The sequence below is a fragment of the Acidovorax sp. SRB_24 genome (genome assembly GCF_012931925.1).
In genome coordinates this window covers 1-11,869 of sequence record NZ_MWOM01000095.1, presented here as the reverse complement: position 1 = coordinate 11,869, position 11,869 = coordinate 1, and the positions used below count along the sequence as shown (strand labels likewise).

The following is an 11,869-nucleotide window of genomic DNA, read 5'->3' as shown; positions in this document are numbered from 1 at the left end:
GAAGCGCGCGTGGACTGGGTCAATGCCGCCTGTCTGGTGCTGCCTACCTCGGCATGGGGGGCCGTGGGTGGTTTTGACGAGGCCTACTTCATGTACTGTGAAGATGTGGATCTGTGCCTGCGCCTGCGCCTGGCGGGTCTGGCCCTGGTGCGTGTCTCGAAACGTGTATTGCATGCAGGCGAGCGCGCCAGCCACAGGCGCTGGGCGCATCTGCGCTGGCATCTGATCAGTCTGCTGCACCTGTGGCGTTCCCCGGTCTATCGACGGGCGCGCCAATTGTTACGTGCGGAGGGTGGAGGCGCGGGTACCATCGGCGGCTCATGATTTGGTTGTCTGTGGTGGCTTTTCTGGTGGCGGCGCTGGCTGCAGGCGGTGTCGTGCGCTGGCTCAGCGGACACGCTTCTAGATATGGCAACGGCATGCCGCAGCGGTTTCACCTGGGCGATGTGCCGCGCCTGGGTGGCGCTGCCATTTTGCTGGGATTGGCCTGTGGCTGGGTTCTGGGATGGATGCAGTCTGCTTTGCTGGGTGATCCGGGGTCACTGCGCCTAGGCAACGGCGTCGGGGGCTGGCTGGTAGTGTTGCTGCCGGCCGCCGCGGGTGGCATTGCCGAAGACATGACGCAGCGCTTGGCCGTGCGCTATCGCCTGGCGCTCACTGGCATGTCTGGCGTATTGGCGGTGTTGCTGCTCGACATGACTGTGCCGCGCCTGGGACTGCCCTGGCTGGATGCCCTGCTGACCGCCGCGCCGTGGCTGGGCTGGGGCATCGCCCTGTTGGCAGTGGCGGGTTTGCCCCACGCGTTCAACATCATCGACGGGTACAACGGCCTCTCGGGCATGGTGGCGCTGATTGTTTGTCTGGCGCTGGCGCATGTGGCCTTGCAGGTTGGTGACCGGTCGCTGGCGACCATGCTGTTATGCATGGCAGGGGCCACGGGTGGGTTTCTGGTGTGGAATTACCCGCGCGGTGTGCTGTTTGCCGGCGACGGTGGTGCGTATATCTGGGGCGTGGTGATTGCGTTGGCGAGCATTTCGCTGGTGCAGCGCAACGCCGACGTCTCGCCCTGGTTTCCGCTGTTGCTGCTGATCTACCCCGTGTGGGAAACCCTGTTCTCGATCTACCGCAAATTGGTGCGCGGCGTCTCGCCCGGGGTGGCGGATGCGCTGCATTTTCACCAGCTGATCTACCGGCGCATCGTGCGCAGCGTGTTTGCAGGGGACGACACGGCGCGGCGCATGCTCATGCGCAACAACCGCACCTCACCGTATCTATGGGCATTCACGCTGCTGACAGTCGTGCCGGCACTGTTGTTTTGGCGAGTGACCCCGGTGCTGATGGCATTTTGCGTCCTCTTTGGGGTGACCTACGTGCTGGCCTATTTCGCCATCGTGCGCTTCAAGGTGCCAGGCTGGCTCAGGCGCTGAAACGGACACAGGCGCTGCATTCGGCCGGGCCGTGGTTGCGCCCTTGGTCGAAGCTCAATCGGGGGCATGGTGCTTCAGGACATGTACGAGTGCCCGCGGTGTTCGGCCCGCAGCACTACGCCTTGCTGCCGCGCCCTGAACTGCTGCCCACCGTGCTGCTGGACTGGCTGCGCCGTCTGGTAGCGCACTGATACAAGCCGCTGCCCTGCCTTTCTTGGATGGGGCACAATTTGCCCCTCTTTTGTTTTCACCCGACGGCCTGTCTCCATGAACGACCCTTCCCCCGACCCCGACCTGTCCCACATCGGCCCCCGCGAAAAAGCCGAAATCCTGGCCCAGGCACTGCCCTACATCCGCAAATTCCATGGCAAGACCATGGTCATCAAATATGGCGGCAACGCCATGACCGATCCGGCCCTGCAGGCCGACTTTGCCGAGGACGTGGTGCTGCTCAAGCTGGTGGGCATGAACCCGGTGGTGGTGCACGGCGGTGGGCCGCAGATCGAGACGGCGCTGAACCGCCTGGGCAAGAAGGGCGAGTTCATCCAGGGCATGCGCGTGACCGATGCCGAGACCATGGAAGTGGTCGAGTGGGTGCTGGCCGGCGAGGTGCAGCAGGACATCGTGGGCCTGATCAACCAGGCCGGCGGCAAGGCCGTGGGCCTGACGGGGCGCGACGGTGGCCTGATCCGGGCGCAGAAACTCAAGATGCTCGACAACAAGGACCCGTCGATCGAGCACGACGTGGGCCAGGTGGGCGACATCGTCTCCATCGACCCGAGCGTCGTCAAGGCGCTGCAGGACGACGCCTTCATCCCCGTCATCAGCCCCATCGGATTTGGCGAAGAGAACGAGAGCTACAACATCAACGCCGACGTGGTGGCCAGCAAGCTCGCCACCGTGCTGCAGGCCGAAAAGCTGGTGCTGCTGACCAACACGCCGGGCGTGCTCGACAAGGCCGGCCAACTGCTGACCGACCTGACCGCGCGCGAGATCGACGCGCTGTTCGCCGACGGCACCATCTCGGGCGGCATGCTGCCCAAAATCGCCGGCGCGCTGGACGCGGCGCGCGCGGGCGTGAACGCCGTGCACATCATCGATGGCCGCGTCCCGCACGCCATGCTGCTCGAGATCCTGACGGACCAGGCTTACGGCACGATGATCCGTTCGCACTGAAATGGCCCCCACCGCCGCCCGCTGCGCAGGGTTCCCTTCCCCCGAAGGGGGCCGCGTTTGGCCTTGGCGCGGGCCGGTGGCGGCACATGGCTTTCCTGGCACCACAAGACGGTAGGCAGACCATGCGCCTCTTATTGGTTGAGGACGACGGGATGGTGGCCAGCGGCATCAAGCTGGGCCTGTCCGACGCCGGCTACGCGGTCGACTGGGTCGGCAGCGGCGAGCGGGCCGAGGAGGTGCTGCAAAGCGAAGCGTTCGACATTGCCGTGGTCGACATCGGCCTGCCCGGCATCGACGGGCTGGAGCTCACGCGCCGACTGCGCCGCCCCGACATGGCCAGCCACGCCATGCCGGTGCTCATCCTGACCGCGCGCGACGCCCTGCACGACCGCGTGCAGGGGCTGGACCTGGGCGCGGACGACTACATGCTCAAGCCCTTCGAGCTGCCCGAGCTGCTGGCGCGCCTGCGCGCGCTGCTGCGCCGCTCGCAGGCCGCCACCACGGCGGTGCTCAGCTTCGGTCCGGTGGAGTTGGACACGGCCCACCGCTGTGCCTGGGTGCGCACCGGCGTGGGTGCCGACGCCGTGCGCCAGCCCCTGGAGCTTGGGCCGCGCGAATGGACCGTGCTCGAATACCTGCTGATCCATGCGCCCAAGCCTGCCAGCAAGGACAAGCTGCTGCAGGCGCTCACGGGCTGGGACAAGGAGATCACGCCCAACGCGGTCGAGGTCTACGTGTCGCGCCTGCGCGGCAAGCTCGAACCCCATGGCGTGGCGCTGCGCTCCATCCGGGGCTTTGGCTACCGGCTGGAGCTGCACCTGGCTCCTTAGCCACTGCCCGTCAGGGAGATGCCCGCCATGACCGCGAACCTGCGCAACCGGCTGCTGTTGCTGTTGTTGCTGCCGCTGTGCGCGCTGGCGCTGGTGGGCATGTGGGTGGATTACCGCTCGGCCGCCGAGGCGGCCACCCAGCACGACCAGCGCCTGCTGCGGCTCTTGCCGGTGCTGGCCGACTCGGTGCTGGCGCCGCCGCGCCAGGGCGATCCGCCGCTGTTGCTGCTGGCCCCGCCGGTGGCGGAGTTTCTGCGCCAGAAGTCGGCCTACGCGGGCTTCAGCGTGCGCGACGCCCAGGGCCGGTTGCTGCTGGGCGATGCCTGGGTGCGCGGCGCGCTGCCCAGCACCCACGCGCCCGAATTCCACAGCGAAGAGCTGGACGGCGTGACCTACCGCGTGGCCGTGCAGCGCGGCCCCACCGCGGCGGGCGAGCTGGTGGTGGCGCTGGCCGACGGCTCCGACCCGCGCCAGCAGTGGGCGCAGCTGCTGCTGGTGCGCGTGCTGCTGCCGAACCTGGTGCTGGTGGCGGCGGCGGCCCTGGCCATCCACTGGGCGGTGCGGCGCGCGTTCAAACCGCTGGTGGACCTGACCGAAGCCGTTGAGCGCCGCTCGCCGCGCGACCTCAGTGCCATCGACGAGGCTGCCTCGCCGGTCGAGGTGCGCCCCCTCGTGCACTCGCTCAACCAGCTGTTTGCCCTGGTCGAGGCGCAGGCCGAGGGCCAGCGCCGCTTTGTTGCCGATGCGGCGCACCAGCTGCGCACGCCGCTGGCCGGCCTGCAGGCGCAGGTGGAGGCCTGGGCGCTGATGGCGCGCGCGGGCGCGCATCCGGACCTGGGTGGCAATGAGTTGGATAAAAAAGTGCCTCCAGCGCATGCCCATCAAGCGCATGCAGCTATTACTTTGAGAGCGAACGAAATCGAGAAGCTGCGCGATGCCACGCGCCGCACCTCCCAATTGGCGCACCAGTTGCTGGCCCTGTCGCGCGCCGATGCGCGCAGCCTCGAGGCGCAGGCGCCCCAGCGCGTGGACCTCAAGGACCTGTGCGAGTCCCTGCTCGAGATGTACCTCGACGCCGCCATGGGAAAGGGCCTGGACCTGGGGGTCGAGGTGCACCCCGCGCATGTCACGGGCCACGGCTGGCTGCTGCGCGAGCTGCTGTCCAACCTGGTCGACAACGCCATCCAGTACACGCCCGCCGGCGGCAGCGTGACCATCCGCTGCGGCCTGCAACCGGCCGGCGGTGGCGGTGGTGCGTGCGCCTTTCTGCAGGTCGAGGACAACGGCCCCGGCGTACCGCAGGCCGAGCGCGCGCGCGTCGTGCAGCGCTTCTACCGCGTGCCCGGCACCCAGGGGGAGGGGACGGGCCTGGGCCTCGCGATCGCCGATGAGATCGCGCGCGTGCACGGCGCCGCGCTCACGCTCGGCAGCGGCGCGCATGGGCAGGGCCTGCGCGTGACCCTGGTGTTTGCCGCTTGAGGCGCTGGAGGGCCGCGGCGGCCGAAGGGGCGCATGGCGTGTGCGAGAATCAATTGCACACATTTCTTGCCTATGTCCGAACTTGCTCCCCTCTCTGAAATCGACGCCATCGAAGCCTCTGCAGGCGAAACCCCCGCGGCGCGCAAGCGGCCCAAGCCCGGCGAGCGGCGCGAACAGATCCTGCAGGCCCTGGCCGCGATGCTCGAGCAGCCCGGTGCCGAGCGCATCACCACCGCCGCGCTGGCGGCCCGCCTCGCGGTGAGCGAGGCCGCGCTGTACCGGCACTTTGCCAGCAAGGCGCAGATGTTCGAAGGCCTGATCGACTTCATCGAGCAGACCGTGTTCACCCTGGTGGCGCAGATCGTCGGGCAGGGCGTGCCCGACCCCGCACAGCCGGCCAGCGAAGGGGCGCGCCAGGCGGCCCGCGTGGTGGCCCTGCTGCTGCAGTTCGGCGAGCGCAATCCCGGCATGGTGCGTGTGATGGTGGGCGACGCACTGGTGTTCGAGCACGAGCGCCTGCAGCAGCGCATGAACCAGTTCTTCGACCGCATCGAGTCCACCCTGCGCCAGTGCCTGCGCCCCGCCGCCGGGGCCGCCGGCTCGGCCACGCCCAGCGTGGACGCGCATGTGGCGGCCAGCGTGCTCACCGCCTTCGCCCTGGGCCGGCTGCAGCGCTTCGCGCGCTCGGGCTTTCGGCGCCAGCCCACCGAGCACCTGGAAGCGAGTCTTGCGCTGATGATCTGAGCTGCGGCATACTGCAGCCTTTAGCCCGCCTATGGCGGGCTTTGTTTTTTATTCGCCCGGCCGCACAAGCTTGGGCGCAGGCCAACGTGATCGCAGGCCGACTTCCCCATGAGAATTTGGTATTTCTGCCTCCGCGTGCCTTTTGCCGCGCTGGTAGCAAGCATTTTTGTGTTGCTGGTCTGCATGCGTCTGAAGATGATGCAGGATTACTCGGTCATGCTCGATTGCGGTAACTGCTTGGTCTACCCGTCGCTTTGGCATGAAACGCAACTGATGCTGGGCATGCTGTGCGTGGACCTGGCGGCGCGACGCTGGTTGGCGCGCGGCGCCTGGCTGGTGCGTCTGCTGCTGCTGGCCTGTCTGCTGATCTGGGTGCTGGACTTCTGGGTTCTGAAGAGTTTTCTGGTGCGGCTGGACTGGCGCGAGGCGCAGAAGTTCTGGCGCGATATCGACTCGGCCGGTTTTTTCCTGCGGCTGTTCGCCAGCCAGGCCCTTTGGCGCGTGATGGTCAGCGCGCTGGGCGTCTTGGTCGTGCTGTGCGTGGCGGTCGGCTACCTGCGCCAGGGGCGGCTGCGTCATCCTGGCTGGCTGCTGCCGCTGGCCGGGGGGCTGTTCGGTCTGAGCCTGCTGTTCGGTCCCGAGCCGCACTTCCACTATGTCTATGTGCGCAATGCACTGGCGGCCTTCATTGATCCGTCGACGCTGTACCGCGAATATTCGGCGCCATGGGTCGAGCAGCACACGCCGCGGCTGCGCAAGGCGGCGGGAGCGAAGATCTGTACCGCGCAATTCGTCTCTGGCCCCCGACCCGTCCAGGTGGTGCTGGTGGTGGTGGAGTCCTTGTCTAGCTACCAGAGCCAGGCGTTTGGCGGTATCCACGATTGGACGCCCCAACTGGACCGCTGGTCGGCCAAGGGGCGCCGCTTCACCCACTTCCTGGCCAACGGCAAGACGACCGAGGATGGTTTGTTCGCGCTGTTGACAGGGCGACCGGCCATTTTGCAGAGCGGACGCAAGACCGTCTACGAATCCGATCTGGATCCGGCCCGTCCCACGTTGCCCCAGTTGCTCTACCAGGCCGGCTATGTCACCGCTTTCATGACCACGGGCAATCTGGCCTTCATGCAAAAAGGCGTGTGGCTGGAGCAGATCGGTTTCCAGACTATCTCGGGGCATGACGCGCCGTTTTATGACGGCATGCCGCGCTACCACTTCGACGCTCCCGTCGATGCGGCCTTGTACGGCAATGCGCGGCAGTGGATGCGGAAGCAGGCGGAGCAGCCGTATTTTTTGGTGCTGGAGACGGTGTCCTCGCACCAGCCCTATTTCGACCCGATACGGCAAAAGTCTTCGATCGAGGGCGCCTTCCGCTATACCGATGCAGCGCTGGGCGATTTCCTTGACCAGCTGGAGGCCGACGGGTTTTTCGAGAATGGTTTGGTGATTGTGACGGGCGACCACCGTGCCATGGTGCCGTCGAGCGCGCAGGAGCGCGAGCGCCTGGGTGAGGACCATCTCTCGCGTATTCCGTTGCTGATGCTGGGCCATTCAGCCCCTGCAGGGCGGGAGCGTGGGTATTTTTCGCAGCAAGACCTGCTTCCGTCTTTGCAGCAGCAGTTGTTGCGCGGCGAAACTTGCCGCTATCCGGGGCAGGGGCTGTGGAATGAGGGGCACACGGCTGCGGCCAAATGCGTGTTCACTGCGCGCGCTCAGCATCCCGACAGCGTGTTCATGCAATGTGGCGAACGCGTGCGCGAGGTGCGCCTGGAGGCCGAGGATACGCATTTTGTCGGCCTGCAGGGACCCACGCCCTATCTTGACGCCATTCATGTGCAGCGCATGCCGGTGCACCTGCGTCCGCCACTCAACGAGCCGGCCGTTCCTTGAACGGGTTCTGACCTGCTGCCATCCAGTGTTGGAAGCCGCACGCTATTTTTCCTGGGGAATTTCGCCATGGAGGAAATTTGCTGCAGAATAGAACGATCGTTCGTTTTTCTTTGCGCAATGCCTTCAAACCTCGGTTCTTCCACTCTCCAGCGCGTGTCGCGCACGCGCGGCCAAGGCGGGCGCACGCTGCAAAAAGGGCAGCAGACGAAGGCAGCGATCGTTGAAGCCGCCCTGGGCCTGGCCACGCACATTGGCCTGGAGGGCCTGTCGATCGGGGCCTTGGCCGACATCACGGGCATGAGCAAGTCGGGCGTGTTCGCCCACTTTGGCTCGCGCGAGGAGCTGCAGATCTCGGTGATCCACGAATACCACCAGCGCTTCGAGCAGGAGGTGTTCTACCCGGCCCTGGCCGCGCCCCGCGGCGTGGCGCGCCTGCGCGCGATGTTCGACCACTGGATGAAGCGCACCTCGGTCGAGATCGACTCGGGCTGCATCTACATCAGCGGCGCGATCGAGTTCGACGAGCGCACCGGCCCGGTGCGCGACGCGCTGGCGCAGTCCGTGATGGCCTGGCATGGCGCCATGAAGCGCGCCATCGGGCAGTGCCAGGCGCTGGACCAGCTGCGCGCCGACGTGGACGCGGACCAGATGCTGTTCGAGATCCACGGCCTCATCCTGGCGTTGCACTATGAGGCCCGCTTTCTGAAGAAACCCGGCTCCATCGGCCGGGCTCTCGCCGGTTTTGACAACATCCTGGCGCGCTTTGGCAGCGTGGCGGGCCCGTCCCCTGTTTCCATCCCCACCCCCAAGGAGTAAATCCATGCCCATCTACACGCCGCCGCTGCGCGACATGCAATTTGTCATGCACGAGGTCTTCCAGGTTGCCGACGAATTCAAGGCCTTGCCCAAGCACGCCGACGTGGACGTGGACACCATCAACGCGGTGCTCGAAGAGGCCGGCAAATTCGCCTCTGGCGTGGTGTTCCCGCTCAACATCAGCGGCGACGAAGAGGGCTGCACGCTTGACAAGGCCACGCACGAGGTGACCCCGCCCCAGGGCTTCAAGGAGGCCTACGCCCAGTTTGTCGAAGGCGGCTGGGCGGCGCTGTCGTGCGACCCCGGGTACGGCGGCCAGGGCCTGCCCTTCGTGCTCAACCAGTGCCTGTACGAAATGCTCAACAGTGCCAACCAGGCCTGGACCATGTACCCGGGCCTCTCGCACGGCGCCTATGAGGCGCTGCACGCGCACGGCACCGAGGAGCAAAAGCGCCTGTACCTGCCCAAGCTGACCAACGGCGAGTGGACCGGCACCATGTGCCTGACCGAAGCGCACTGCGGCACCGACCTGGGCCTGCTGCGCACCAAGGCCGAGCCCGTGCCCGGCGCGCCCGAGGGCACCTACGCGCTCACCGGCAACAAGATCTTCATCAGCGCCGGCGAGCACAACATGGCCAGCAACATCGTGCACCTGGTGCTCGCGCGCCTGCCCGATGCGCCCGCCGGCAGCAAAGGCATCAGCCTGTTCGCCGTGCCCAAGTTCAAGGTCAACGCCGACGGCTCGCTGGGCGAGCGCAACCCGATCTATTGCGGCGGCCTCGAGCACAAGATGGGCATCCACGGCAACGCCACGGCGCAGATCAACATCGACGGCGCCACCGGCACGCTGGTGGGCCAGCCGCACAAGGGCCTGGCCGCCATGTTCGTGATGATGAACGCCGCCCGCCTGGGCGTGGGCAACCAGTCGCTGGGCCTGACCGAGGTGGCCTACCAGAACGCGCTCGCCTATGCCAAGGACCGCATCCAGATGCGCAGCCTCTCGGGCACCAAGGACAAGAGCAAGCCGGCCGACCCGATCATCGTGCACCCCGACGTGCGCCGCATGCTGCTGACCGCCAAGGCCTACGCCGAGGGCGGCCGCGCGCTCGCGACCTACTGCGCCATCCTGATCGACAAGGAAGTGCACCACCCCGACGAGAAGGTGCGCAAGGACTCGGCCGAACTGGTTGCGCTGCTCACGCCCATCGTCAAGGCCTTCCTGACCGACAACGGCTGGACCGCCACCACGCTGTGCCAGCAGGTCTTTGGCGGCCACGGCTACATCAAGGAATGGGGCATGGAGCAGTTCGTGCGCGACGCGCGCATCAACATGATCTACGAAGGCACGAACGGCATCCAGGCGCTCGATTTGCTCGGCCGCAAGATCCTGGGCAACAACGGCGCCTCGCTCAAGAAGTTCGGCAAGCTGGTGGCCGCGCTGGTGCAGGAAGAGGGCGTGAACGAGAAGATGGCCGAGTTCATCAACCCGCTCGCCGGCCTGGCCGACCAGATGACAAAGTTCACCACCGAGCTGGGCTTCAAGGGCCTGCAGAACCCCGACGAGGTGGGCGCCGCCGCGGTGGACTATTTGCGCGTCGCCGGCCACCTGGTGTTTGGCTACTTCTTCGCGCGCATGGCGCAGGTGGCGCTGCGCGAGGTGGCGGCCGCTGAATCACAGGGCAAGCCGGCCGACCCGTTCTACCAGGCCAAGCTGCAGACGGCACGCTTCTACTTTGCCAAGCTGTTCCCCGAGACCGCCACGCTGATGCGCACCGCGCGCGCCGGTGCGGCCTCGCTGATGGACACGGACGCGGCACTCGCCTGAACCTCGCACCGCCATTTCAAGCTTTTTAGCACTGGAGCCCTTATGTACAAAGCGTTAGTAGCTATTTTTTGTGTAGCACTCTCCGCCCCCGCATGGGCCCAGATGAGCCCCGTGGGCCATTGGCAGACCTTTGACGAGAAGACCAAGGAGGTCAAGTCGCAGGTGCATATCAGCGAGTCCGACGGCGTGCTGAGCGGCAGGATCGAAAAGCTGCTGCGCAAGGACGCCAAGCAGGACGCCGTGTGCGACGAATGCAGCGACGACCGCAAGGGCAAGCCCATGCTGGGGCTCGAAATCATCCGGGGCGCCAAGAAGGCCGACGGCAAGGACGTGTGGGAAGGCGGCAAGATCCTCGACCCCGAAAACGGCAAGGCCTACACGCTGCGGATGACGCCCATCGAGGGCGGGCAGAAGCTCGAAGTGCGCGGCTCCATCGGCCCGTTCGGCCGCACCCAGACCTGGGTGCGCACGCAATAAACCAGGAAAGAACCGATGTCCCGTTTCAATGTGAAAAAAGTCGCCGTGCTCGGCGCCGGCGTGATGGGCGCGCAGATCGCTGCCCACCTCGTCAACTGCAAGGTGCCGGTGGTGCTGTTCGACCTGCCGGCCAAGGACGGCGCTAAGAACGGCATCGTCACCAAGGCCGTGGAAGGGCTCAACAAGCTCAAGCCCGCCCCGCTCGGTGTGCAGGAGGACGCCGCGCTGATCCAGCAGGCCAACTACGAAGAGCACCTGGAGCTGCTGCGCGGCTGCGACCTCGTCATCGAGGCGATTGCCGAGCGCATGGACTGGAAGCTCGACCTGTACCAGAAGATCGCGCCGTTCGTGGCGCCACACGCCATCGTCGCGAGCAACACCTCGGGCCTGTCGATCACGAAACTGAGCGAGGCGCTGCCCGCGGCGATCCAGCCGCGCTTTTGCGGCATTCACTTCTTCAATCCGCCGCGCTACATGCACCTGGTGGAGCTGATCGACACGCCCACCACCGCGCCCGACGTGCTCGACCAGCTCGAAGCCTTCGCCACGAGCGGCCTGGGCAAGGGCGTGGTGCGCGCGCACGACACGCCCAACTTCATCGCCAACCGCGTCGGCATCGCCGGCATGCTCTCGACCATGAAGGAGGCCGAGAACTTCGGCCTCACGTTCGACGTGGTCGACGACCTCACGGGCAAGAAGCTCGGCCGCGCGAGCAGCGGCACCTTCCGCACCGCCGACGTGGTGGGTCTGGACACCATGGTCCACGTCATCCAGACGCTGCAGGACAACCTGAGCCTGGACACCGATCCGTTCTACGGCAGCTACGGCACGCCCGCCGTGCTGCAGAAACTGCTCGACCTCAAGCAGCTGGGCCAGAAGACCCAAGCCGGTTTCTACAAGAAGGTCGGGCGCGACGTGCTGCGCTTCGACCTGGAGAGCGAAGACTATGTGCCCGGCGGCCAGAAGGCCGACGAGGTCTACGGCCGCATGCTCAAGCGCCCGGCCGCCGAGCGCCTGAAGCTGCTGCGCAACGCCGAAGGCGCGCAGGGCCAGTTCCTCTGGGCGATCCTGCGCAACAGCTTTCACTACGCCGCCGTGCACCTGGCCACGATCGCCGACAACGCGCGCGACGTGGACCAGGCGATGCGCTGGGGCTTTGGCCTGCAGCAGGGCCCGTTCGAGCTGTGGCAGGAGGCCGGCTGGCTCGA

The 11,869-nt window shown here is 66.5% G+C and carries 10 protein-coding genes and 1 pseudogene; all 11 read left to right on the top strand.

Features of this window, described 5'->3' with window-relative positions:
* Positions 1–324, top strand: a pseudogene (locus B2J89_RS19710) (glycosyl transferase); the annotation flags it as partial.
* Entirely contained in the window at positions 321–1,427 is a 1,107-nt protein-coding gene (locus B2J89_RS19705; protein WP_169169817.1) for a glycosyltransferase, read from the top strand. The pseudogene B2J89_RS19710 and the gene B2J89_RS19705, both read left to right, overlap by 4 nt.
* A gap of 267 nt (positions 1,428–1,694) precedes the next feature.
* Entirely contained in the window at positions 1,695–2,603 is a 909-nt protein-coding gene (gene argB / locus B2J89_RS19700) for an acetylglutamate kinase (RefSeq protein ID WP_169169816.1), read from the top strand.
* Positions 2,604–2,725: 122 nt separating this feature from the next.
* On the top strand, positions 2,726–3,433 hold the full coding sequence (locus tag B2J89_RS19695; RefSeq protein WP_169169815.1) for a response regulator transcription factor: 708 nt from the start codon (positions 2,726–2,728) through the stop codon (positions 3,431–3,433).
* Between the two features lie 27 nt (positions 3,434–3,460).
* Entirely contained in the window at positions 3,461–4,912 is a 1,452-nt protein-coding gene (locus B2J89_RS19690; protein ID WP_169169814.1) for a sensor histidine kinase, read from the top strand.
* A 72-nt stretch (positions 4,913–4,984) separates the two neighbouring features.
* Positions 4,985–5,656 carry a nucleoid occlusion factor SlmA gene (gene slmA, locus B2J89_RS19685; RefSeq protein ID WP_169170588.1) on the top strand — a complete coding sequence of 224 codons (672 nt, stop codon included), beginning with the start codon at positions 4,985–4,987 and terminating at the stop codon, positions 5,654–5,656.
* 108 nt (positions 5,657–5,764) lie between these two features.
* The gene (locus tag B2J89_RS19680) at positions 5,765–7,543 is read left to right on the top strand and encodes an LTA synthase family protein (protein ID WP_169170587.1); all 1,779 of its coding nucleotides are present in this window, start codon (positions 5,765–5,767) and stop codon (positions 7,541–7,543) included.
* 117 nt (positions 7,544–7,660) lie between these two features.
* Complete coding sequence (locus tag B2J89_RS19675; RefSeq protein ID WP_169170586.1) at positions 7,661–8,359, top strand: TetR/AcrR family transcriptional regulator; 699 nt, start codon at positions 7,661–7,663, stop codon at positions 8,357–8,359.
* Positions 8,360–8,363: 4 nt separating this feature from the next.
* Positions 8,364–10,184, top strand: coding sequence for an acyl-CoA dehydrogenase C-terminal domain-containing protein (locus tag B2J89_RS19670; RefSeq protein WP_169170585.1), 1,821 nt, complete (start codon positions 8,364–8,366; stop codon positions 10,182–10,184).
* Between the two features lie 42 nt (positions 10,185–10,226).
* Entirely contained in the window at positions 10,227–10,661 is a 435-nt protein-coding gene (locus B2J89_RS19665; protein WP_169170584.1) for a DUF2147 domain-containing protein, read from the top strand.
* Positions 10,662–10,676: 15 nt separating this feature from the next.
* Positions 10,677–11,869: 3-hydroxyacyl-CoA dehydrogenase family protein (locus B2J89_RS19660; RefSeq protein WP_169170583.1), on the top strand; the 1,193-nt coding region annotated here is incomplete at its 3' end.

Excerpts from the sequence above, each read along its gene's own strand:
- B2J89_RS19705 (WP_169169817.1), top strand. The coding sequence starts at position 321 with ATGATTTGGTTGTCTGTGGTGGCTTTTCTGGTGGCGGCGCTGGCTGCA.
- argB (WP_169169816.1), top strand. The coding sequence starts at position 1,695 with ATGAACGACCCTTCCCCCGACCCCGACCTGTCCCACATCGGCCCCCGC.
- B2J89_RS19695 (WP_169169815.1), top strand. The coding sequence starts at position 2,726 with ATGCGCCTCTTATTGGTTGAGGACGACGGGATGGTGGCCAGCGGCATC.
- B2J89_RS19690 (WP_169169814.1), top strand. The coding sequence starts at position 3,461 with ATGACCGCGAACCTGCGCAACCGGCTGCTGTTGCTGTTGTTGCTGCCG.
- slmA (WP_169170588.1), top strand. The coding sequence starts at position 4,985 with ATGTCCGAACTTGCTCCCCTCTCTGAAATCGACGCCATCGAAGCCTCT.
- B2J89_RS19680 (WP_169170587.1), top strand. The coding sequence starts at position 5,765 with ATGAGAATTTGGTATTTCTGCCTCCGCGTGCCTTTTGCCGCGCTGGTA.
- B2J89_RS19675 (WP_169170586.1), top strand. The coding sequence starts at position 7,661 with ATGCCTTCAAACCTCGGTTCTTCCACTCTCCAGCGCGTGTCGCGCACG.
- B2J89_RS19670 (WP_169170585.1), top strand. The coding sequence starts at position 8,364 with ATGCCCATCTACACGCCGCCGCTGCGCGACATGCAATTTGTCATGCAC.
- B2J89_RS19665 (WP_169170584.1), top strand. The coding sequence starts at position 10,227 with ATGTACAAAGCGTTAGTAGCTATTTTTTGTGTAGCACTCTCCGCCCCC.